This window comes from Mesorhizobium sp. M1227 (assembly GCF_040318315.1).
Taxonomy (GTDB): Bacteria; Pseudomonadota; Alphaproteobacteria; order Rhizobiales; family Rhizobiaceae; genus Mesorhizobium.
The window spans coordinates 24,651-48,059 of sequence record NZ_JAMYLZ010000005.1 but is presented as its reverse complement, the minus strand read 5'-3'; the positions used below and the strand labels follow the sequence as shown (position 1 = coordinate 48,059).

At 63.1% G+C, this 23,409-nt stretch carries 19 protein-coding genes; 8 read left to right on the top strand and 11 right to left on the bottom strand.

The window, feature by feature from the left end; translation table 11 throughout:
- The first annotated feature begins 180 nt into the window (after nt 1–180).
- Nucleotides 181–1,539 (top strand): trimethylamine monooxygenase, encoded by a 1,359-nt coding sequence (locus NKH28_RS09230; RefSeq protein WP_352978543.1) that lies wholly within the window; start codon nt 181–183, stop codon nt 1,537–1,539.
- A gap of 25 nt (nt 1,540–1,564) precedes the next feature.
- Here the strand turns inward: NKH28_RS09230 and NKH28_RS09225 are convergent, their stop codons facing one another.
- Nucleotides 1,565–2,902: an aminotransferase-like domain-containing protein gene (locus NKH28_RS09225; protein ID WP_352978541.1), complete on the bottom strand. Its 1,338-nt coding sequence runs from the start codon at nt 2,900–2,902 to the stop codon at nt 1,565–1,567.
- Nucleotides 2,903–3,011: 109 nt separating this feature from the next.
- Between NKH28_RS09225 and NKH28_RS09220 the strand changes: the two genes are divergently transcribed.
- The 5 genes from NKH28_RS09220 (at nt 3,012) to NKH28_RS09200 (ending at nt 7,805) form a co-directional block, all read left to right on the top strand.
- On the top strand, nt 3,012–3,986 hold the full coding sequence (locus NKH28_RS09220; protein ID WP_352978539.1) for a substrate-binding domain-containing protein: 975 nt from the start codon (nt 3,012–3,014) through the stop codon (nt 3,984–3,986).
- Nucleotides 3,987–4,058: 72 nt separating this feature from the next.
- A complete protein-coding gene (locus NKH28_RS09215) occupies nt 4,059–4,889 on the top strand; it encodes an ABC transporter substrate-binding protein (protein WP_502898545.1) in 831 nt (276 codons plus the stop codon).
- An 8-nt stretch (nt 4,890–4,897) separates the two neighbouring features.
- Nucleotides 4,898–5,818, top strand: a complete 921-nt coding sequence (locus NKH28_RS09210; protein ID WP_352978538.1) for an amino acid ABC transporter permease — start codon at nt 4,898–4,900, stop codon at nt 5,816–5,818.
- On the top strand, nt 5,805–6,578 hold the full coding sequence (locus NKH28_RS09205) for an amino acid ABC transporter ATP-binding protein (RefSeq protein WP_352978536.1): 774 nt from the start codon (nt 5,805–5,807) through the stop codon (nt 6,576–6,578). The genes NKH28_RS09210 and NKH28_RS09205 overlap by 14 nt, the downstream gene beginning before the upstream one ends.
- Nucleotides 6,579–6,623: 45 nt before the next feature.
- Nucleotides 6,624–7,805, top strand: coding sequence for a M20 aminoacylase family protein (locus tag NKH28_RS09200; protein ID WP_352978534.1), 1,182 nt, complete (start codon nt 6,624–6,626; stop codon nt 7,803–7,805).
- Nucleotides 7,806–7,928: 123 nt separating this feature from the next.
- Here NKH28_RS09200 and NKH28_RS09195 read toward each other — a convergent pair whose 3' ends face one another.
- The 4 genes from NKH28_RS09195 to NKH28_RS09180 all read right to left on the bottom strand — a co-directional run bounded on the left by NKH28_RS09195 (nt 7,929) and on the right by NKH28_RS09180 (nt 13,739).
- Nucleotides 7,929–9,476 (bottom strand): autotransporter outer membrane beta-barrel domain-containing protein, encoded by a 1,548-nt coding sequence (locus NKH28_RS09195; protein ID WP_352978532.1) that lies wholly within the window; start codon nt 9,474–9,476, stop codon nt 7,929–7,931.
- A gap of 158 nt (nt 9,477–9,634) precedes the next feature.
- Nucleotides 9,635–11,617, bottom strand: coding sequence for an ABC transporter permease (locus NKH28_RS09190; protein WP_352978531.1), 1,983 nt, complete (start codon nt 11,615–11,617; stop codon nt 9,635–9,637).
- Nucleotides 11,614–12,693, bottom strand: a complete 1,080-nt coding sequence (locus NKH28_RS09185) for a quaternary amine ABC transporter ATP-binding protein (protein WP_352978529.1) — start codon at nt 12,691–12,693, stop codon at nt 11,614–11,616. The genes NKH28_RS09190 and NKH28_RS09185 overlap by 4 nt, the downstream gene beginning before the upstream one ends.
- A 74-nt stretch (nt 12,694–12,767) precedes the next feature.
- Complete coding sequence (locus NKH28_RS09180) at nt 12,768–13,739, bottom strand: ABC transporter substrate-binding protein (protein WP_352473408.1); 972 nt, start codon at nt 13,737–13,739, stop codon at nt 12,768–12,770.
- A 470-nt stretch (nt 13,740–14,209) separates the two neighbouring features.
- Here NKH28_RS09180 and NKH28_RS09175 point away from each other — a divergent pair, with 470 nt between their 5' ends.
- Nucleotides 14,210–15,292 (top strand): D-alanine--D-alanine ligase family protein, encoded by a 1,083-nt coding sequence (locus tag NKH28_RS09175; RefSeq protein ID WP_502906613.1) that lies wholly within the window; start codon nt 14,210–14,212, stop codon nt 15,290–15,292.
- A 52-nt stretch (nt 15,293–15,344) separates the two neighbouring features.
- Here the strand turns inward: NKH28_RS09175 and NKH28_RS09170 are convergent, their stop codons facing one another.
- The 5 genes from NKH28_RS09170 to NKH28_RS09150 all read right to left on the bottom strand — a co-directional run bounded on the left by NKH28_RS09170 (nt 15,345) and on the right by NKH28_RS09150 (nt 20,643).
- Nucleotides 15,345–16,130, bottom strand: coding sequence for a glucose 1-dehydrogenase (locus NKH28_RS09170; protein ID WP_352918011.1), 786 nt, complete (start codon nt 16,128–16,130; stop codon nt 15,345–15,347).
- A gap of 8 nt (nt 16,131–16,138) precedes the next feature.
- A complete protein-coding gene (locus NKH28_RS09165) occupies nt 16,139–16,903 on the bottom strand; it encodes an SDR family oxidoreductase (protein WP_352978525.1) in 765 nt (254 codons plus the stop codon).
- 125 nt (nt 16,904–17,028) lie between these two features.
- Complete coding sequence (locus tag NKH28_RS09160; RefSeq protein ID WP_352978523.1) at nt 17,029–18,537, bottom strand: sugar ABC transporter ATP-binding protein; 1,509 nt, start codon at nt 18,535–18,537, stop codon at nt 17,029–17,031.
- A 33-nt stretch (nt 18,538–18,570) separates the two neighbouring features.
- On the bottom strand, nt 18,571–19,509 hold the full coding sequence (locus NKH28_RS09155) for a sugar ABC transporter substrate-binding protein (RefSeq protein WP_352978521.1): 939 nt from the start codon (nt 19,507–19,509) through the stop codon (nt 18,571–18,573).
- Between the two features lie 150 nt (nt 19,510–19,659).
- Nucleotides 19,660–20,643, bottom strand: a complete 984-nt coding sequence (locus tag NKH28_RS09150; protein WP_198023514.1) for an ABC transporter permease — start codon at nt 20,641–20,643, stop codon at nt 19,660–19,662.
- Between the two features lie 308 nt (nt 20,644–20,951).
- Between NKH28_RS09150 and NKH28_RS09145 the strand changes: the two genes are divergently transcribed.
- Nucleotides 20,952–21,914, top strand: a complete 963-nt coding sequence (locus NKH28_RS09145; RefSeq protein WP_352473400.1) for a sugar-binding transcriptional regulator — start codon at nt 20,952–20,954, stop codon at nt 21,912–21,914.
- Here NKH28_RS09145 and NKH28_RS09140 read toward each other — a convergent pair.
- Nucleotides 21,911–23,404 (bottom strand): xylulokinase, encoded by a 1,494-nt coding sequence (locus NKH28_RS09140; protein ID WP_352978519.1) that lies wholly within the window; start codon nt 23,402–23,404, stop codon nt 21,911–21,913. The genes NKH28_RS09145 and NKH28_RS09140 overlap by 4 nt on opposite strands.
- Nucleotides 23,405–23,409 lie beyond the last annotated feature (5 nt).

Sequence of the window (23,409 nt, the reverse complement as noted above, 5' to 3'; positions counted from 1 at the left end):
GCAAGCCACCCGTGTCGAATTGCGCAATGTCTGGATTTCGCCCGAGCTACTGCGTCGCTTGGAAATCCAGCTGGGCGAAACGCGGTTTCGCGACAAGCCCTGTTGACAGCATCGAAGGGGCAATTACTGTCCTGTCAGTGAAATTTGTTTCGTTAGGGAAATGAGATCGGGAGGCCCGCAATGAAAGATCGTGTTGCCGTCATCGGAGCCGGGCCGTCCGGCATGGCCCAGCTCAGGGCCTTCAAGTCGGCCGCCGACAAGGGCGCCGACATTCCCGAAATCGTCTGCTTCGAAAAGCAGTCCGACTGGGGCGGCCTGTGGAACTACACCTGGCGCACCGGCCTCGACGAGCATGGCGACCCAGTGCACGGCTCGATGTACCGTTACCTCTGGTCGAACGGCCCGAAGGAATGCCTCGAATTCGCCGACTACACCTTCGAGGAGCATTTCGGCCGGCCGATCGGCTCCTATCCGCCACGCGCCGTGCTGTGGGACTACATCAAGGGCCGCGTCGAAAAATCCGGCGTGCGCCAATGGGTGCGCTTTAACAGCCCGGTGCGCATGGTGACCTTTTCCGAAACGACAAAAAAATTCACCGTCACCGCGCATGACCGCACCAGCGACGTCACCTACTCGGAAGAGTTCGACCATGTCGTCGTCGCCTCGGGTCATTTCTCCGTGCCCAACGTTCCCTATTTCGAGGGCTTTTCGACCTTCAACGGCCGTATCCTGCACAGCCACGATTTCCGCGACGCCATGGAATTCAAGGGCAAGGACATTTTGATAATCGGCCGCTCCTATTCAGCCGAGGACATCGGCTCGCAATGCTACAAATACGGCGCCAGATCGATCACCTCCAGCTACCGCTCGAAGCCGATGGGCTTCAAATGGCCGGAGAACTGGAAGGAAGTGCCGCTGCTGCAGAAGGTCGTCGGCAAGACGGCGCATTTCAAGGACGGCAGCACCAAAGACGTCAACGCCATCATCCTGTGCACCGGCTACCTCCATTCCTTCCCGTTCCTCACCGAGGATTTGAAGCTGAAGACCGCCAACCGCATGTGGCCGGACGGGCTCTACGAGGGCATCGTCTGGGAGAAAAACCCGAAGCTGTCCTATATCGGCATGCAGGACCAGTTCTACACCTTCAACATGTTCGACGCGCAGGCCTGGTTCGCCCGCGAGGTCATCATGGGCCGCATCAAGCTGCCCTCGGCCGAAGCCATGGCCGAGCACGGCCGGAAATGGCGGGCACGTGAAGAAACACTTGAAGACGCCGAGCAGATGATCTGGTTCCAGGGCGACTACACCAGGGAGCTGATGGAGCAGACCGACTATCCCGGCTTCGATGTCGAGGCTGTCAATCAGACCTTCATGGAGTGGGAGCATCACAAGGCGCAAGACATTATGGGCTTCCGCGACCATTCCTATCGCTCGCTGATGACCGGCACGATGGCGCCGCTGCACCATACGCCCTGGCTGCAGGCGATGGACGATTCGATGGAAAGCTATCTCGAGATGAAGGGCGTGGCGGCGGAGTAGCAGTCCGAACGGCGATTGACTTGCCTCAGACAACTTCCCGCGCCGGGTCGGCCGCCAGCGCCAGGGAATTTGCGACGTGCTCGAGGTGCTCCTCGTCCAGAATGCTGGTCGCGACGCGGACAGCGTTCGTTTTTCCGGTCGAAAACTTCGCTCCGGCATGGACCGCGATGCCGTGGGCGGCCAGCGTGACCATTGCGTAAGGTTCCGAAGCAACCGGAATGAGGACGCTGAGACCGTGTCCGGCGTCGATATCGACATTGCGTTTGGCCAGTTCGCCGGCGAGCCGTTCGCGACGGCCGCGGTATACCTCCTTCGCCTGCTCCACCAGGGCGGCCGTGGCCGGGTCTTGCAGCAGCCAGGCGGTGGCTGCCTGCAGGATGCGGCTGGTCCATCCCGAGCTGAAGCTGCGGTAGGACTGGATCTGCTCGACGATCGTCGCCGATCCGGACAGCACGGCGAGCCGCAGATCCGGGCCGTGGGTCTTGGAATAGGACAGGATATGGACGACGCGATCGGGAAAACGCCGGCCAAGCGAAATGCGCGGCGCCGAGGCAATATCGCCGACGCCGTCATCTTCGACAATCAGCACGTCGGTGCCGGCGAGCAGGTCGCCGATGACTTCCAGCCGCGCCGACGACATGCAGGCGCCGGTGACCGAATGGACGCGCGGCTGGAACAGGAACGCGACGGGCCGCTGCCGCAGAGCGTTGGCAAGTGCATCCGGCAAGGGACCGTCGCTGTCGCAGTCTACCGGGATGATCGGCACATCGAGGTCCTCGAGGATGTCGAGCAGGCGAAGCGCCGTCGGGTTCTCGATGGCCACCGGCGCCCCCGGCGGGACCAGCGCATGCAGCAAGGTGTAGATGGCGTTGTAACCGCCATTGGTGGCCAGGAACGCGCCGGGATCGTACGGCCATGACGGGCGCACTGCCGCCTCCAGCTCGGGCAGGATGCGCACCCGCTCGTAGCTGTTGAGCTTTTCGGCGCGCGCACCATGCGCCAGCGCGATGTCGAGCGGCGGCAAGAGCATCACATCGGGCTCCGCGATCGCCAGGTTCAGAACATCCTGTCCGTAATTGCCACCGCTCATGTGGCGCTCGGGCCGGGCGGCAAAGCGGCTGCCCATGATCCAGGTGCCGTTGCGTCCGCGGCCGCCGATGATCTTGTAGCGCCGCAACTCGCTCCACGCCTGCGAGACCGTCGCCGGGCTGACGCCAAGCACATAGGCCAGATCGCGGACCGGCGGAAGCTTTGCGCCGACAGGCAGCGCGCCGCTTCTGATCAGCGCACTGGTCTCGCGTGCGATGCCGCGCATCGTGCGGTCGCCAAGGCGATCAGCGAACCATCCTGCATCGAAATCCATCGGCACCCGCGACCATTAAAGCTAATGTTCAATAACAAAATAACATTTGATCGGCCAAAAATAAACATTTACCAATCGCCGGTCAAACATAGCTTTGAAGTTCATGCCGATGCCCGTCTCCATCACTATAGCCACCCGCGATTGGGACTATCTCACCCCTTTGGTGCTGGGTGACGTCGCTTCGAGCCGCTTGTCGGTGAAGGTTGACCGCGTCGCCACGCTCATTCCGGATCTCGGCACCGATCCGAACTACGATGCGGCGGAGGTCTCATTCAGCCGTTATGTGTCGGCCATGGCTTCGGGCAGGGATACGGTGGTTGGAATACCGTGCTTCATCATGCGCGGCTTTCGCCATCGCTGCATCATAACGGTCGAGGCCAGCCCGCTGGAACGGCTTTCCGACCTTGCCGGCAAACGCATCGGCGTGACCGGCTGGCGCGATTCCGGCAACACATGGACGCGCGCGGCACTTCGCCGGGCAGGCGTCGGCGTCGAGGATGCCTATTGGTTCGCCGGCAGGCTGACATCGGAGCACCCGATCGCCGACCGCCTCGACGGATTCGGCAGGCCGGGGCGCATCGAAGCAGCACCAGGCGAGCGCCCAATGATCGAGCTGCTGTCGCAAGGTGAGCTCGACGCCGTTTTCACGCCCTTCATGCCGGACGGCTTTTTCGGCCCGGCTTCCGGCTTCCGGCAAGTGCTGCGCGATTTTCGCGCGGCCGAACGCGCCTATTTCGCCGACGTCGGTTATGTCCCGGGCATGCATCTGGTCGCCGTCAAGGCCGCAGTGGCCAGGGAGCACCCCTGGCTGCCGCAGGAACTCGCCAGGCTGATCGACGAAAGCCAGCGCGTCTGGACGGCAAAGCGCCGAAAATATGCCGATACCTCGCCCTGGATCCTCGAGGAGCTGGTTCATGCGGGGCGCGACCTGCCTGCCTCCTGGAACGCCAGCGGCCTGCCGGCCAACCGGCGCATGATCGAGGATTTCGTCACCGAGCTCCATGCCCAGGGCATTCTGGCGGAACCGATTTCCGCCGACGCCTTGTTTCCTTTCGAGGCCAGATCGCGGGCCACCGCAGCCTGACAACGCACAACGAAGAACACGAAGGAGAATGCCATGAGGACAATCAGCTTCATATTCGCCTCGCTCGTCACCATGCTGGCGCAGGCCAGCTTTGCCCAGGATATCCAGAAGCAATCGGTGAACGAGGATTTGCGGGCCCGGCTGCCGGAAGAGATCCGCACGGCGGGAAAGATCACAGCCGTCAACAACGGCTCGTTCCCGCCCTATGAGATCGTCACCGGCACCGAACTGTCGGGGGCGACCAGGGACATTTCCGACGCCATCGGCCAGCTGCTCGGCGTCGAGATCGATCATGCCTCGGTCGCCGGCCTGCCGGCTTTGCTGAGCGGCATCAATGCCGGCCGTTATCAGTTCGCGATGGGTCCTGTCGGCGACTATCCCGACCGCCAGAAATCCAACGACTTCATCGATTGGGTGCGCGAATACGTCGTCTTCGCCGTCGAGAAGGGCAACCCGCAAGGCATCACCTCGCTCGACACCGCGTGCGGCAAGCGCATCGCCGTCATGTCGGGTGGCTCGGCCGAGAAGGTCATCAAGCAGCAGGCGCAGAAATGCACCGAAGGCGACAAGCCGGCCGTCGAGGTGCAATCCTTCACCGACCAGCCGAGCTCGATACTGGCCGTCCGGTCGAAACGCTCCGACGCATTCTTCTCCTCGCAGGCGCCGCTGACCTATTTCGTCGAGCAGGCGAAGGGCCAGCTGGAACTCGCCGGGGTCGGCCAGGCCAACGGCTTCAAGGACATCTATCAAGGCGCCGTCGTCAAGAAGGGCTCGCCGCTGGGCGGCGTGCTGCTCGACGCGTTCAAGATCCTGATGAAGAACGGCACCTACGCCGCGGTCATGAAGAAGTGGGGCCTCGAGAAGAACATGATCGATGCGCCAGGCATCAACCAGGGCCAGTAGAGGCTGCCATGACCGATGCCACCGCTGCCTACGCGGCCGGGCTGCCGCGACGTCCCGACGACGCGCTGCGCGACGTCAAACGAGCCCACCGGCCGTTTCCGCTCGTCCGGCTGGCGCTCTGGGCGTTCACCGTCACCGTGGCAGCTGGCTTCGCCTATATCGTTGCAGTCAACCCGAATTTCGGCTGGCCGGTGGTCGCCCAGTATTTCTTCGATCCGACGGTCATGCAGGGGCTTTCGGTGACGCTCGGCCTGACGGTCGTGGCAATGATCCTGGGCATCGTGCTCGGCCTGCTGCTCGCCATCGCGCGCATGTCGAGCGACAGGCTGGCATCCCTTCTCTCCGGCCTGTTCATCTGGTTCTTCCGGGGAACGCCGCTGCTGGTGCAATTGATCCTGTGGTACAACCTTTCGACGCTGTTTCCGCGCATTTCCATCGGCTTCGCCAGTTGGAACACCAACGACCTGATCACGCCGTTGACCGCCGCCGTTCTTGGTCTGGCGCTGAACGAGGCCGCCTACATGGCCGAGATCATCCGTGGCGGGCTGCTGTCGGTGGACAAGGGACAGGCCGAAGCAGCTGAAGCCTTCGGCATGACCCGCGCGCGGGCCTTGCGGCGCATCATCATCCCGCAGGCGATGCGGTCGATCGTGCCGCCGACCGGCAATCAGCTGATCAGCATGATCAAGGCAACGTCGCTTGTCAGCGTCATCGCCATGGCCGACCTGCTCTACTCGGTGCAGTCGATCTACAACCGCACCTTCGAAATCATTCCGCTGCTGATGGTTGCAGTGCTGTGGTACCTGCTGATCACCTCGGTCCTCAATGTCGCGCAAGGCGCGATCGAACGCCGCTACAGCCGCGGCGACCGCGGCGCCCGCGAGAAGACGGCGACCGCCACCCTGGAGGCTGCCAATGAGCGCGCATGACACGCCCCTGGTGCGGGCGCGCGACGTTCACAAGGCCTTCGGCCCGCTCGAGGTGCTGAAGGGCATTGATCTGGACGTCGCGCCTGGCGAGGTGGTGGTCATTCTCGGACCGTCCGGCTCCGGAAAGTCGACCTTCCTGCGATGCATCAATCATCTCGAGGCGATCGACCAGGGGTCGATCGAGGTGGACGGCGAGCAGATCGGTTACCGGTTGCACGACGGCCGCCTCGACAAGCTTTCCGACCGCGCGATCGCCGCGCAGCGGCGCAAGATCGGCATGGTGTTCCAGCAGTTCAATCTCTATCCGCACATGACGACCCTGCAGAACGTCATCGAGGCTCCGGTCGGCGTTCACCGGGAGAACCGCAAGGAGGCGATCGGCTACGCCTGCGAACTGCTGACCCGTGTCGGTCTTGCCGACAAGATCGACGCCTATCCGCGCCAGCTTTCAGGCGGCCAGCAGCAGCGCGTCGCCATCGCCCGTGCGCTCGCCATCCGCCCGAAATTGATGCTCTTCGACGAGCCGACCTCGGCGCTCGATCCGGAGCTGGTCGGCGAGGTGCTCGCCACCATGCGCGATCTCGCCAGGCAGGGCTTGACCATGATCGTGGTCACGCATGAGATCGGCTTCGCCCGCGAAGCGGCGGATCGGGTGGTGTTCATGGACGACGGTAATGTGATCGAGGCCGGGCCTCCGGACGAGGTTCTCGCCAAACCCAGGCACCCGCGCACGCGGGCTTTCTTGAGCCGTTTCATCTAAAAGCAAAGCCGGCGCGGCACCTGCTCGGCCGGCAAAGGACCTTCCATGCCAAAGACCTCCAACCAGTTCGCCGATATTTCCGACTTCGCCAACAAGGCCGCCGAGCTTGCAGCGGCCCGCCAGCACCTGCACGCGCATCCCGAGCTTTCATTCCAGGAGCACGAAACGGCTGCATACGTTGCCGAACGGCTCGAAAGCTGGGGCTATGAGGTGACGCGCAATGTCGGCGGGCTCGGCGTCGTCGGTCGCCTGGGCCAGGGCAGCGGCCGCAGCATCGCCATCCGTGCCGACATGGACGCCCTGCCGATCACCGAAGCTACCAAGCTCCCTTATGCCAGCCAGGCCAGCGGCAAGATGCACGCCTGCGGTCATGACGGCCACACCACGATGCTGCTCGGCGCCGCCGAATACCTGGCGCGCACACGGCATTTCAACGGCACGGTGAACCTCATCTTCCAGCCGGCCGAGGAAGCCGGCAAGGGAAGCGGGGCGCAGGCGATGATCGCCGACGGCCTGTTCGAGCGCTTTCCCTGCGATGCGATATTCGGGCTGCACAACCACCCGGGCGCGCCGACGGGTTCGTTCCTGATGCGCGCCGGGCCGCTGATGGCGGCGAGCGATACCGTCACCATCAGGATCGCCGGGCGTGGCGGCCACGCCTCGCGTCCGCACCTGACGGTCGACCCGATCGTCGCTGCCGCCAACATCGTCATGACCCTGCAGACGGTTGTGTCGCGCAACGTCAACCCGATCGAGACCGCTGTCGTCACCGTCGGCACGATTCACGGAGGCACGGCCTCCAACGTCATTCCGGAACACGCCGAAATCACGTTGAGCGTCCGCTCCTTCTCCGCCGAGATCCGCGACACGCTCGAGCAGCGTATTCGCAATATCGCAGCACTTGTGGCGCAGGCGCATGGCGCAACGGTCGAGATCGATTACGAGCGCGGCTACCCGGTGGTGGTCAATTCCGAGCGCGAGACGTCCTTTGCGACAGACATCGCTGTCGAACTCGTCGGTCAGGACAAGGTGTCCGTCTGCCCGTTGATCCCCGGCAGCGAAGACTTTTCTTATTTCCTCGAACACAAACCCGGTTGTTTCCTGCGCCTCGGAAACGGCGAGGATTCAGCCATCCTGCACAGCTCGAAATATGATTTCAACGACGGCAATCTGACCGTCGGCGCAGCGCTCTGGGCTCGTTTGACCGAGAGATTCCTGGCCGCCTGATCCATGACTGCGGCTTGGATTGTCAATCGGCCGGTCGAGCATTATTGGGGCGACCGGCCGCGCGACGATGCTCAACGAATTCTCACGCATTCCCCCTCTTCGAATGCGATAAGAGCTTCGCTTTCAGACAAACAAAAAGTCACCCGTCGTCAGCGGGCTTGTAAAGTTTGCGAGAGTAACTTGATCGACTCCTGCGGTAATGATGGTGTCGGTTCCACTTTGCGCAATTGTGAGATCATCGAACGATTGCACGCCCTCCACGCCACTAAATACAATGGTGTCGTCTTGGGTCTGGCTGAAATCGTAGATGGTGTTTTGGGTTCCGACCGTCATTGAACCATCGTCCTTGAATATGAATTGATCTCTGCCGCCCTGAGTCAGTTCGCTCAGTTGCCCGTCACCCCACATGTCGTTGATGACGGTGCAGCCGGGTGCCGCGGTCCCGGCGTACAGGGTATCGTTTCCGCCCCTGGCCGAACCGGACATCTGCAGAGCGTCGCCGCACAGGAAATTACGGACCTGGCCGCTTCCGCTGTTGAGGCCACCGGTAAGAATATCGTTGCCGCCCGCGGCGGACCCGGACATAGCGAATGTGTCGCCATACAACTCGCTTTGAACATCAGGACCAGAGCTCTTATTGCCGCCGGTTAGGATATCATTGCCGCCCACAGCATTGCCGGCCATCGCGCCAGCGTCGCCATAGGCGAAATTATGGGTGCCTTGCAGCACGGCCACGTCATCGCCCCCGCTAGCAGAGTCGGACATGATGCCGGCCGCGTCACCATAGAAACTTATCACGAACCCACCCACGCTCGTGAAGGTGTCGTCGCCGCCCTTAGCAAAGTCGGACATATGTAGGCTCGCGTCGCCAAAGAAGGTTTTGGTCTGAATCGTGCCACCAAAGTCTGTGTAATGGTCGTCGCCACCCTGAGCATGGCCAGACATGCTGCGACCGGCATCACCGTAGAAAATAGTGTTGGCGTCACTAGCGCCATTGAAAGTGTCGTTGCCGCCCTTGCTGTAGTCCGACATATCGCCGCTGGTGTCCCCGTAGAAAGCGTTGCTGGAGTCGCTCCTGGCCGTGAAACGGTCGTCGCCACCTTGAGCATGGCCAGACATGTTGTTCCCGGCGTCGCCAAAGAAAATGTTGACGGCCACGCTGGTGCCCTCGAAGGTGTCATTGCCACCCTTGCTGTGGTCGGACATATCGACGCCGGCGTCACCGTAGAAAGTGTTGAAGGAGTTGGGAAAGGCCGTGAAACGGTCGTCGCCGCCCTGAGCATGGCCGATCATGTTGCCGCCGGCGTCGCCGAAGAAAATGTTGCTGGTTTGCGCGGCGCCCGTGAAAGTGTCGTTGCCGCCCTTGCTGTGGTCCGACATATCGTCGCCCGCGTCACCGTAAGCAGTGGTGGTGGAGGAGCTCGACACCGTGAAGGTGTCGTCACCGCCCCGAGCAAAATTGAACAAGCTCCGAGCCGCGTCGCCGTAGAAGGTGTAAGTCGACGGTGCGGTTTCCGTAAAGGTGTCGTTGCCGCCTCTTGAGAAATCGAGCAGGCTGCCGCCAGCGTCGCCGGTCAAGATATTCGTATTCGGATCGCCTGTGAGGGCGTCATCGATACCCCACTGATGATCTGCTAGATCACTGGTAGTAAAGGGAACGCGTGTAGACATTATCCGCTCTCCTGTTGAGCCTGCCCGTCCCATAACAGCCGTACGATGTGAGGCAAAAACGAGCAATAATCCCGAATGGCTATGTCTTTAGACGTAGGGATCGGTGCCTCGTTAACGGCGCGCTTGGCGGCAGCTTCCTGAGGCCGTCCTATTCCGGACTATCCCAGCCTTGCCCGAGCCTTCGCCGTCCAGGCGTTGAACAGCCGGTCTGCGACGATGCCGATGAAGGCGATGGCTAGGCCGGCGACGATGCCGCGACCGGAATCGGCCTTGGACAGGGCGATGAACACCTCCTGGCCGAGATCGCGCGTGCCGACCATGGCGCAGATGATGATCATCGCCAGCGCCATCAGGATGGTCTGGTTGACGCCGAGCATGATCTCGGGCAACGCCAGCGGCAGCTGCACGCGAAAGAAGGTCTGGCGCCTGGTGCAGCCCGAAACCTTCGCCGCCTCGATCAGCGCCGGCGGCACCTGCCGGATCCCGTGATTGGTGTAGCGGATCGCCGGCACCACGGCGAACGCGACGGTGGCGATCATCGCGGTGACGTCGCCGACCCTGAACAGCATCACCACCGGAATGATGAAGCAGAACGACGGCAGCACCTGCAGCGTGTCGATGACCGGCGTGACGGTCTTTTCGAAGCGGTCGCTGCGCGATGCCATCAGCCCGATCGGGATGCCGATCAGGCAGGCGATAAAGGCGGAGATGCCGCACAAATAGACCGTCGCCATGGTCTTTTCCCAAAGTCCGGTGACGGCGCAGAACGCTGTCAAAGCCGCGACCAGGGCGGCGAGGCGCAAGCCGCCGAGCTGGTAGCCGGCAAGGCCGAGGAGACACACCGCGCCCAGCCACGGAAAGCCCTCGCAGAAGGCGCGCACCGGGTTCAGCACGTTGAGGATAAGCGCCACGCGGAACGCTTCGATCGTGTCGAAGAAGTTGATGGTGATCCAGTTCACCGCCGCCTTCCACAAAGGCGCGGTGGTGAAGGTGATCGCTTTCGGCACCGCGGCGAACGCCGGCACGAACAGGCCGAGCAGCGTGGCGACGGCGAGGATGGCAACGGCCAGCGCCAGATTGGGATAGCGCCGCCAGAAACTGGTGCTGGCCTGGTGGCGGACATTGCCCTTGGCGTGATTGTGCGCGATCGCCTGGCTCAGCCGGTCGAGTGCAATTGCCAGTGCGACAATGGCGAGGCCAGCTTCCATCGCCTCGCCGACCTTGAGTGCGCGCAACGCCAAAAGCACGTCATAGCCGAGCCCACCGGCACCGATCATCGAGGCGATGATCACCATGTTGAGCGCCAGCATGATGACCTGGTTGACGCCGACCATCAATGTCGGCCGCGCCGACGGCAACAGCACCCGCCACAGCTTCTGCCGTGCCGTGCAGCCGGCCATCTCGCTGAAATCGTCGATCTCTGACGGCACCCGCGACAGGCCGAGCATCGTCGCCCGCACCATTGGCGGCGTCGCGAAAATTGCCGTCGCGATCATCGCCGAGACCGGGCTGTTGCCGAACAGAAGCAGCATCGGGATCAGATAGGCGAAGGTCGGGATCGTCTGCATCAGATCGAGGGCAGGGGAGATCAACAACCTCTCCGTCCAAGGCTTGCGCCATGCCCAGATGCCGGCGAACAGCCCGGTGACAATGCAAAACGGCACGGCGATCGAGATCAAGCCCAGCGTCAGCATGGCGCTGGTCCACTGCCCGAACAGCGCGATGTAGAGAAAACAGCCGCCGGCCAGCGCACCCAGCTTCCAGCCGCCGGCGGCGCGTCCGGCAAGGTAGGCGGCAGCGCAGACGCCGACCCAGGACAGGCGCGGCAAGACGATCATATCCGCGCCATGGCCGATCTTGAAATTCTTGGCCAGAAGACCGAGCGCGAAATCGAGCGGCACGCCAAGCACCGCGGTGATCGAGCGGGTCAGCCAGGAGAAGTTCGACTTCACCCAATTCATCAGCGCACCGACCCAGTCTGCGACAGGAACGATCGCGCCGGCCGGGTAATTGACCGCCCAGGGCAGGCTTTCCTGCAGCAGGAAGACAATAAGCACGGCGGCGAGCGCACAGGCCCAGATCGCCAGCCAGGTTTGAACCGGCCGGGGCCTCGCTGCGCTGGCGCTTGCCGTGACGGTCATCCGCCGGCCCCACGACGCTCGATGCCGGCGAGAAGATCGACCACCGCCTGCGGCGTGACTTCGCCGATCGGCTTGCCGGTGCCGTTGACCACCGCGAAGGGCTTGCCGGCAGAGACGATATCTGCACAAAAACTTGATATCTTGGCATCCGGCGCGACCGTGCCGCCGTACTCGGCGCCGTCGCAGGCGCGCATCAGGCGGCGCGCCGAGATCACCTTGGCGCGATCGACATCGCGGGTGAATTCGGCGACATAGTCGGTCGCAGGGTTGACCACCAGCTCTTCCGGCGTGCCGATCTGGATGACCTCGCCGTCCTTCATGATGGCGATCCGGTCGGCCAGCCGGATGGCCTCGTCGAAATCATGGGTGATGAAGACGATGGTCTTGTGCAGCATGGTCTGCAGCCGCATCAGCTCGTCCTGCATCTCACGGCGGATCAGCGGATCGAGAGCCGAGAACGGCTCGTCGAGGAACCAGATTTCCGGCTTTGTGGCGAGGCTGCGGGCGATGCCGACACGCTGCTGCTGTCCGCCGGAAAGCTCGCGCGGATAGAAATGCTCGCGGCCGCGCAAGCCAACCAGCTCGATGACTTCACGGGCCCGCTTCTCGCGCGTCGGCCGGTCCTGCCCCTGGATGCCCAAGGGAAAGGCGATGTTCTCCAGTACGTTGAGATGCGGCAGCAAGGCAAAATTCTGGAACACCATGCCCATGCGATGGCGTCGCAGCTCGATCAGCGCGGCATCGGAAATCTTGAGCAGGTCCTTGCCTTCAAACTCGACCTTGCCGTGGGTCGGCTCGATCAGCCGTGACATGCAGCGCACCAGCGTCGACTTGCCTGACCCCGAAAGTCCCATGATGATGAAGATCTCGCCCTGGCGGATTTCGAGATCGACGGCGCGCACCGCGCCAACCAGTCCGGCCGCGGCGATGTCCGCCAGGCTGGCCTTGCCGTCGCGCCGGCGGATGAAATTGGCCGCGTCCGCCCCGAACAGCTTCCAGACATTGCGACAGCCAAGCTTTATCGGGCGGGCATCCTTGCCCGTTGCTTTCACCGCCTGTTCAATCGTATCGCTCATGCAATCGTCCTTCTGGAATAGGGGATCGAGACCCGGCCCTGACTGGCCGGGTCGTCGCGTTTCCAGTCAGACGGTCACTCGGCCCAGGCTTTCCAGTCGGCTTCGTGGGCGGCGATCCAGGCGGCGGCGACGTCTTCCGGCGTCTTGCCTTCGAGATCGATCTCGCCGCTCATCTTGTTGAGCTCGTCGGTATCGACCGTGTAGTTTTTCGCGACCTTGTAGGCGACCGGCCATTTGTCCTTCATGCCGGCCCAGGAATATTTCCAGATCTCGCCATGCGGCTTGCCGCAGTCATATTTCGCGTCGGGGTTCACACCCCATTTCGGGTCGGTGTAGCACTCGGTCGTATAGTCGGGGAATTCGACCCATTCGCCCTTGTATTTGGCTGGCGCCCAATGCGGCGAATAGATCCACAGCATGATCGGCGCCTTGCGCTGATAGGCCGAGTCCAGTTCGGCGAACATCGCCGCGTCGGTGCCGGCATGGATGACGGTGAAGGGCAGTTTCAGCGCCTCGACGCGTTCGTCGTCAAAACCTTCCCATGTCACGGGTCCGCCGAGATAACGCCCCTTCGGCGCGGTTTCGGCCGTCGAGAAGGCCTCGGCGCATTTCGGGTCTTTCAGCGCTTCCCAGTTCGGCAGGCCGGGGCATTTCTCTTTCATATATTCGGGAAACCACCATTCTTCCTTGGCCTTTGGTCCGAGCTTGCCGAGGCGTTCGGTCTGGCCCGTCGCGTCCGAGGCCTTCATCGCCTCGCCGGCCGTCGTGTCCCAGAATTCCAGGCCGACATCGATGTCGCCATTGGTCAGGCCGGTGGTCAGGCTGGAGAGATAGTCGGCGGTCGGATACTCGACGGTATAGCCGAGCTTTTCGAGGATGCCGCCGAGGATCTTGGCGTTCAGATTGACGCTGGTCCAATCGAACAGCGCGATCTTGATCGGGTCGTTGGATTCCGGCGCCGCCGCATAGGCCGAAGATGTCAGTGCGGCTGCGGCAAGTGTTAAGGCTCCCATTGAGAAATTCGAAATCATGCTCCGAAGTGACATGCTTGTTCTCCTGTCAAGCTCTGGTGGAAATTATCGTTAGTTCCCTTCTTGCGTCTTTTTTTGATTGTGTTGGAAAAGCTGGTCGTTGCGCAAGGCCGTAGGCGCCACAATGCTGCCGAAGCGGATGCCGGCGCAAAACGGGGGTGGTGCCCAAATTGGTGAAGATGTGGCGGGACCGGCCGCGTCATGACTGCCGAAGGATTGCTGCCAAAGCAGTCATCCACGGATCGATCGCCGGTCTTGAGGGGCAAACCATCAAAGTCCCATGATCTCGGCTGTTGGCTCCGCAACTCGCCCAGAGCCACTTTCATGAGATGAAATTATATATACCAACGGTCATGTCGCGCAACGAATAACGCCGGTGCCAATTTCACGGCCCGTCTTTTTACATGGACCCGTAGATCGGTTTGAAAAAAGCCAAGGTTGCCGGTCATCCCGTATGCGAGCCGCGAGGACAGGGTACCGATACAATGCAGCAGACCTCTTCCTTGAACAGACTGCGCATCGCCGTGCTCTTTGGCGGACGTTCCGCCGAGCATGACGTTTCGGTGCTTTCAGCAACCAATGTCATGCGTGCGCTGCTGCCCGCCAAATACGATGCCGTCCCAATCTTCGTCACGCGCGAAGGACAGTGGCTGCTGAGCAGCTTCCAGGATGGTACGCTCGCAAAGCCTGCGGGCGGTTTGGAAGTTTGCCTGGTTCCGGGCGGGCACGGACGGATGATGGCGATCCCGGCCGACGGCACGCCCTATGACCTGCCGAAGATCGACATCCTGTTTCCCGTACTGCACGGCCCTCATGGCGAAGACGGCTCGGTACAGGGGGTGGCCGAGGTGGCTCGGGTGCCGCTCGCCGGCTGCGGCATCCTGGGTTCGGCAACCGCGCTGGACAAGGACATCGCCAAACGGCTCCTGGAAGCGGCGGGGCTGCCAATCGCGCGCTCAGTGACGATCCATGAAGGTGCGGCGCCCGCCCTCGCCACACTGGAAGGCGAGCTCGGCCTGCCGTTCTTCATCAAACCGGCGCGTCAGGGATCGTCTGTCGGCGTCGGAAAAGTCCATGCCAGCCAGGAATTCGATGGAGCGCTTGCTGAAGCCTTCCGGCACGATTGCAAGCTGTTGGCTGAGGAATTCATTCGTGGGCGCGAGATCGAATATAGCGTGTTGGAGGACCCGGCAGGCAACCTGTTCGTCTCGCGGCCAGGCGAGATCGTGCCGGCCGAAAGCCACGATTTCTATAGCTACGATGCCAAATACATCGACGAGAACGGCGCGGCGCTAAGAGTGCCGGCCGATCTGCCGCCGGAGGTCGAGGCAGGCATGCGGGACGTGGCCGCAAGGGCTTTCAGAGCCGTCGGCTGTGACGGGATGGCCCGCATCGACTTCTTTCTGACGCCGGACATGCAGTTCCTGGTCAATGAAATCAACACCATCCCCGGCTTCACCGACATCAGCATGTATTCCAAGGCAATGGCGGCAAGCGGCGTCAGCTATTCCGAAATCATCGACCGGCTCGTGGAACATGGATTGGCTCGGGCGGGCCGAGCAGCCTGAACGCAGCGAAGCGGCATTCATATCCGGTCGATGGTACGTCGGCCCGCGCCGCTCACGACATGATCAGGCCGCCATCGACATTGATGGTCTGGCCGGTGATGTAGGCCGCATCGTCGCTGGCGAGAAAGCTGACCAGGCCGGAGACGTCCTCGCCGCTGCCGGCGCGGCCCATCGGGATGTTCTTCACCCATTCGGCCATCAACTCGCCGGGCTTGTACTCGCCCATCAACTTTCCCCATGCGGCGTCGTTATAGGCCCACATATCGGTGTCGATGATCCCGGGGCAGATCGCGTTGACGGTGATCTTCTCCTTCGCCACCTCCTTGGCCAGGCTCTGGGTGACGCCGACGACGCCGAATTTCGAGGCCGCATAATGCGGCGTGTAGATAAAGCCCTGCCGCGCCTGGCCGGATGCGGTGTTGATCAGCCGGCCGCCATCGCCATGCTTGCGGATGCGCGCGATCGCCTCCTGGCAGCACAGGAACACGCCCTTGGTGTTGACAGCCATCACCTTGTCCCATTCGGCCTCGGTCATCGCCTCGATCCTGGCGATGGTGATGACACCGGCATTCTGCACGGAGATATCGACGCGGCCGAACTCCTGCTCGGCCAGGTCATAGAGGGCGACGACTTCGTCTTTCTTCGTCACATCCATGCGCAGCGATGCGACCCTGGCGCCCGCAGCCTTGAGATCGGCGGCGACCTCTTCGACGCGCGCGTCGATGGCGCTGACGACGACCGCGGCACCTTCCGCCGCGAAGCGCCTGGCCATTGCCGCGCCGATGCCGCCGCTGGCGCCGGTGATGACCGCCGTTTTTCCCTGGAATCGCTTCTGCATCTTTTCTCCTACCAGCAGACGAAGCCGCCATCGACGATCAGGTCGATGCCGGTGACGAAACTCGAGGCGCGGCTGGCCAGGAACACGGTCGGGCCGACCATCTCTTCCGGCGCCGCCATGCGGCCCATCGGCGTGTCGCGCTCAAAGATCCTGACCTGGTCGGCGACCTCCGGCCGCTTGTTCATCGGCGTCAGCGTGTAGCCGGGGCTGACGACATTGACGCGCAGGCCGCGATCGGCCCATTCCATGGCGAGGCTCTTCGACATGTGGATCACCGCGGCCTTCGACGAATTGTAATGCGCCTGGGTCAGACCGCGATTGACGATCGAGCCCGACATCGACGCGATGTTGATGATCGAGCCCTTGCGTCGCGTCAGCATGGCGCGGGCCTCGGCCTGGCAGGACAGGAACACGCCGCTGACGTTGACGTCATAGAGCTTCTGCCATTTCTCCAGCGACAGCGTCTCTGCCGGCTCAGCTCCGGCGACGCCGGCATTGTTGACGGCGATGGTCAACGCGCCGAGTTCCATCTCCGTACACTCGATCGCGGCCGCGAGATCGGCCTCTGAAGTCACCGTGCCGGTCAGCACCAGCGCCTTGCGGCCGAGTGCCGTGATCCGGTGCGCGGTCTCCTCCAGCCCGCCTTTCGAGGCATGGCCGAAGCAGGCTATGTCGGCGCCGGCCTCGGCCAGCCCAATGGCGATTGCCTGCCCGATGCCGCTGCCGGCGCCTGTCACAAGTGCCACGTCACCATGAAGGTCGAATAATTTCATCGTCGGTCCCTCTGCTCCAACCGCCGTCCTCCGGAAATAAAGGGGCGCCAACTCTGTTGCTGGCGCCCCGCGCGGTCTGGTGCCCGGGAGGATACCACCTGCTGCGCTTTGTTTCGATGGGCGTCCTAGCTCGTGGCTAGTTCCATCACCGCGATATTGCTTGCTTCGCTGCGGTCGAGAATGCCGCGTTGCCGGCCGCGGCTCAGCACCAGCACGCGATGTGACAGGCCGAGCACTTCCTCGAGGTCGGAGCTCACCACCACCACCGCCATGCCGGAGCGGGCAAGGTCGGCGATGACATCATAGATCGCGGCGCGTGCACCGACGTCGATGCCGCGCGTCGGCTCGTCCAGGATGAACACCTTGGGCGGGCGCGACACCCATTTGGCGATGATCACCTTCTGCTGGTTGCCGCCTGAAAGCTTGCTGACCGCCTGGTTCGGCCGGCCCTTGACGCCAAGCCGGCGAATGCCGGCCTCGGCGAATTTCTGCACCGCCTTCGGAAACACCCAGCCATTCGGCGCCACATGGTCGAAATTGCCGATCGCCAGGTTCTCGCCGATCGTCTGGTCGAGCACCACGCCCTGCGCCTTGCGGTCTTCCGGTACCAGGACGACGCCGGCCTTGATCGCCGCCGCCGGGCCATTGAGATGCACCGGCTTGCCGGCGACGCGCACCGATCCCGATGAGATCGGATCGGCACCGGCGATCGCCCGCACCAGCTCCGTGCGTCCGGCGCCGATCAGCCCGGCAATGCCGAGGATTTCGCCGGCCCGCACTGAAAAGCTGACATTTTGAAAGCTGCGTTCCGGCGAGGACAGGTTCTCGACCTCGAGCAGCGTGTCGTTGCCCGGCGCCGATATCGTAGGGAACATCCGCTCGACACTGCGGCCGACCATTTGCTCGACGACGGTGCGCACCGGAATGTCGGCGCGCTCGTGCCGGGCGACGATGCGCCCGTCGCGCATCACCACCACGCGATCAGCGATCTGGGCGATCTCGTCCAGCCGGTGGCTGATATAGATGAAGGACATGCCTTCCGCCTTGAGCTTGCGGATCTGCTGGAACAGGAGCTCCGTTTCCTCGCCGCCAAGGGCGGCCGTCGGTTCGTCGAAGATCAGCAGCTCGGCATTGAGCGTCAGCGCCTTGGCGATCTCGACCTGCTGCTGGGCGGCGATACGCAGCGTGCGCACCTTGCGCTCGGGCGAGACATCGAGGCCGAGGCGCTTCAACTGGGCCGATGCCCGTGCATTCATTGCCGCGCGGTCGATGCGGCCGCCACGCATCGGCAGGCGCCCGACATAGACGTTTTCGGCGACCGACAGATCGGGCAAGAGCTTCAGCTCCTGGTGGATCATGCCGATGCCGGCGTCGATCGCCGCGGCAGGATTGGCGGGGGAATAAGCGTTCCCCCGCCAGGTGATGGTGCCGGCATCGGGTTTGGTCGACCCGGCGATGATGTTCGAGACGGTGGACTTGCCGGCGCCGTTTTCGCCAAGCAGCGCCACGACCTCGCCCGGCCGCACCTCGAAGCTCGCATCGGCCAGGACCTGCACCGGCCCGTAGCTTTTGCAGAGGCCGCTGACGACGAGCCCGTTATTGGAGCTGTGCGTGTGGCGAGGATCGGTGGACATCGTTGCGCTCGTCGATTGCCGGACTGGTCTCAATCAGGGATGCTTGGCGATGAACTGCTCGACATTGTCCTTGGTGGTCAGCGTCGCATCCTGCAGCTGTTCGGCGGGAATGGTCTCGCCGGCCACCAGCTTGATTGCTGCGTCGACGGCGAGCCGGCCCATGCCCTGGGTTTGCTGCGTCGCGGTCACGTCGAAGACGCCGTCCTTCAGTGCCTTGAGCGCCGCCACATCGCCGTCGAAGCCGGCAACCCAGACCTTATGGCCGGGATTGGCGACCTTGACCGCCTGCGCCGCACCGAGCGCCAGCGCATCGGCCTGGCCGATGACGATCGACACATCTGGATGCGACTGCAACAGATCCTGCGTCAGCTTGAAGCCTTCGTCCTGATGCCAGCCTTCGCTCCACAATTCGCCGACAACCTTGATGTCGGGATAGCCTTTCAGCGCTTCGCCGCAGCCCTTCGAGCGGTCGACTTCGGGCGTCGTGCCCTTCTGGCCGTGGATGATGATCAGCTCGCCCTTGCCGCCGGCCTGCTTGGCGATGTAGTCGCAAACCGCCTTGGCCGATGCCACGCTGTTGGTTGCGATGAAGGTATCGCCGGGCGCGCCATCGGCGTTGCGGTCGACATTGACGACTGGGATACCGGCAGCCTTGGCGGTCTTGGTCGGCACGGTGGCGGCGGTGGCGCCGGCTGGAATATAGATCAGCGCATCGATGTTCTGCGTGATCAGGTCCTGCACCTGGCTGACCTGGGTCGCCGAATCGCCCTTGGCGTCGACGGTAACGACCTCGATTCCCTTTTCCTTGCCGTAGACTTCGACGGACTGCTTGATCTGGTTGAAGAAGTCGGCCTGCAGATTGGCGACGGCGAGCCCGAGCTTTTTGGCCTCCTTGGCCGAGGCCATTTCGGACAGGCCAAGCAGCGGGATGACGGCCGCGGCGGCAAGCAGCAATGAACGTTTGGTCAGCATGTTTATTCCTCCGTTGATGTTCAATCTGTCCTGCCCGCGCATCGCGGCGCCCCTTGGCCGAACAACTCCCAGTTTCGGATCACCGATCCGTTTTCGCCCGAATATCGGGGCGAATCTCATTGAGCCCAATTCTTCATTGTGCCCCATTCTTCATTGTGCTCGGCGCCGCCACGTGTCGGTGGCCACCGCCAGCGCGATCACCACGCCGATAACCACTTGCTGGATGAAGGGCGAGACACCGAGCAGGTTCAGCCCGTTGCGCAGCACGCCGATGATGAGGACGCCGATGGCTGTGCCGCCGATCGAACCGACGCCGCCCGACAGGCTGGCGCCGCCGATCACCACCGCCGCGATGGTGTCGAGTTCGTAGCCAAGGCCGGAGCTCGGCTGGACAGAATCGAGCCGGGCGGCAAGCACGATGCCGGCGAGACCGGCCAGCACGGCGCAGATCGCATAGACCCAGTTTGTCAGCGACTTGACTGGTATGCCGGACAGCCGGGCGACTTCGGCGCTGCCGCCGATTGCGTACAGGCTACGCCCGGTAGCGCGATAATTCAGGAAGATCGCGAAAATGACCGCAAGCACGATCATCAGCCCGACGGTGACCGAGAGGAAGCCGAAATGGCGGATTATCGACAGGCTGGTGAACCAGTCGGGAAAGCCGACGATCTGCGAGCCGTCGGTGATCATGTTGGCGAGGCCGCGCGCCACCGACATCATCGCCAACGTGGCGATGAAGGGCGGCAGCTTGGTGACCGTCACCAGCAGGCCCGAAACCAGGCCGCAAAGACCGGCGACGACGAGGGCCGCGGCGATGCCGGCGGGCAGGCCGAGATTGAGATAGTCCGGATGGGCGACGAAGCCCATCACCATGGAAGCCAGCGCCAGCACCGAGCCGACGGACAGGTCGATGCCGCCGATCAGGATGACCAGCGTCATGCCGATCGCCATGATGCCGAGCACGGTGACCTGGTCGAGCACGTTGAGGATGTTGCGGATTGTCAGGAAGGTGTCGGTGGTCAGCGAGAGCGCCAGGCACAGCAGAACCAGCCCGATCAGCGGACCCATGGTTCCGGCAAAGACAGCCGAAAACCTTGCGCCCGCCGTAGCCTGCGCGCCAGAGCCTGCCTTCAACTCGCCTGCCTTCAAATTGCTTGCGTCGTTGCTCACAGCCACTTTGTCTCCTCCACAGCAATCCGGCGCTGCATCACCGGGCCACTTTGTCCACCAGGCCCCTCCCTGTGAACAATTTATCTTTAACATGCAATTTTGTTCAGCTAAACTGTTCGTCGGAAAATTGTCAAGGCCTGCCGCTTCATTCGACGACGGGTTTGCGCTGTCCGCCGGTTTGCCTTACGCAAGGTCTCCGAAATCTTGGGCATTTCGAAGTCGCCGGATTGGAATATCATGAGCAGAGCCGGCGGCTGCGGCAAGGCAAACAGATGACGATCGTAGAGAACGAAAGAGCCCCGCGCTTCCCCGACGCCGAACTCAAGGCCCGCGCCGCCTGGCACTATTATGTCGAGGGTCTTACACAGGAGCGGATTTCCGAAATTCTCGGCGTCGGCCGCATCAAGGTGCATCGCATTCTCTCCGCCGCCCGCGAAGAGGGTGTCGTCCAGTTTCGCATCCGCGACAGCGTCGTCGAATGCGTGATTTTGGAGGAAAGCCTCAAGCAGCGGTTCGGGCTCAGCCAGGCTGTTGTGGTGCCGTCGGCGGCCGACCGAAGCAACGCGCCGCTGATGATCGGCCACGCCGCCGCCGCCTACCTGGCCGACCATGTGAATGCCGGCGATGTCATCGCATTGGGCTGGGGGCGGACACTGAAATTTGCCATCAATGAATTGCCGCGGCGGCCCATCGCCAGGACGACGGTGGTTTCGATGCTTGGCGGCCTCACGCATGCCCAGCCGCTCAACCCGACAGAAAGTGCCTGGGATTTCGCCGAAAAGATCGGTGCGGAGTGCTTCCTGCTGCCGGTGCCGGTCTATGCCGACAGGCCGGAGCAGCGCGACGCTTTCATGAGCCAGCGCAGCGTTCAGGACGTCGTCTTCCGCGCACGCCGGGCAAACATCGCCGTGCTCAGCGTCGGCTCGTTTTCCAACGACAGCCCGATCGCCAATTACGGCTTCATCAAGCCAAGCGAACTCGAGGAACTGCAGGCGGCCGGTGCCGTCGGCGATATTCTGTGTCATTTCATCGACGCCGAGGGCCGCCCGGTCGACCACGAGGTCAACCGCCGCGTCTGCGCCTATCCGCTGCAGGATCTGTCGGATATCCCGAGCATCATCCTGGTGTCGGGAGGCAGCGAAAAGGTAGCGGTAATGCGGGCTGCGCTCGCCAACACCAAGGTATCGGTTCTGATCACCGACGAAGACGCGGCCAAGGGCCTGCTCAACCGCTAGATTTCGCCGAGAGCGCTGAGGCGGGTGTGGATGTCGCGCGTCGCCTGATAAAGGTCGCGGTAGATTTCCTTGCGGCTGCGATAGGCGGCGACAAGCCCGTCGACCGGATCGACATGCCTGGTGGGAGCGGCAGCCATTGCCTGCGCGGCGGCTTCCGGCGAGGCAAACCAGCCGACAGCCGCTGCCGCCAGCATGGCAGCGCCGAGTGCGGCGGCTTCGTTGACCGGCGAAACCGAGAGCGGCCGCTCGAGCACGCTTGCCATGATCTGCATGAGCAGCGCGCAATTGGTGCCGCCGCCGGCGGCAATCATCGCGGCCGGTCCGCCGGCCTGGGCTTCCATGGCCTCGGTGGCGACGGCCTGCTCGAAGGCGATGCCTTCCAGGACAGCGCGGAAGAGATGCTCCGGCCGGTGATCCAGCGACAGGCCGACAATGGCGCCGCGCGCCGCACCGTCCCAATACGGGCTCATGACGCCGGCCCAATAGGGCATGATGAGCAGGCCCTCGCTGCCCGCGGCAACATCCAGCGCCACTTTCTCCAGCGCTGCCGCCGAAGGCGAACCGGTGGTTTGCACGATCCAGTCGACCAGCTGCATGCCCGAGCGCAGCACGGTCTCCAGCATGAAACCGGAGCCGGTCGGCGAGACCAGCGTGCGAAAGGCGTCCGAGGTTTTCACCTTGCCGGAATAGCAGCCGCTGACCACGCCGGAGCCGAGCGAGAGATAGCTCTTGCCCTCGCCGTAGACGCCCATGCCGAGACCCATCGCCTGGCCGTCCCCAGCGCCGGCAACGACCGGCGTGCCGGCCCTCAGGCCGGTCAGCTGCGCTATGCTTGCGGAAAGACTGCCGCAGACCACGCCTGGTGCGACCAGCTCGGGCAATTGCTTCATCTGCAGTCCGGCGGCCGCAACGAGGCGGGGATGCCAGGTACCCTTCTCGACGTCGAGCAGCCCGAGGGGATCCGCACTTGCGGTGCTGGTGACCAATCGTCCGGTCAGCCGCTGGACGAAGAAACCGTGCACGTCGACCAGTGCCGCTGCCTGGCGAAGCACTTGCGGCTGGTGCTCGGCAAGCCAGGCAATAGCGTAGAGCGCCGGCGTCGGGTCCGGCGGCTTGCCGCTCCAGTCGCGGATCGCCTCGCGGCCGAGTTCGGCCGAAAGCCTGATAACCTGCGGCCGGGCGCGTTCGTCGAGCCACAGGATCGCCGGCATGAGTGCTTTGCCGGCGCTGTCCACCAGCGTGAAGGTCTCTCGCTGGTGAGCGATGCAGATCGCCGCCACCCGCGCAGCGCCGACCGCCTCGGTGACCTGCTTCAATGCGCCAAGCAGCGCCGTCCACCAATGTTCGGCGTCCTGCTCGAAATGGCCGGGCTTCGGATTTGAAAGCGGGTACGGCTCGCGCGCCTGGAACAGCTCCTCGCCGTCGCGCGCGAATGCAATCGCCTTCACGGCCGTGGTCGAGGCGTCGATCCCGATTACGACATCGTCCATCAGGC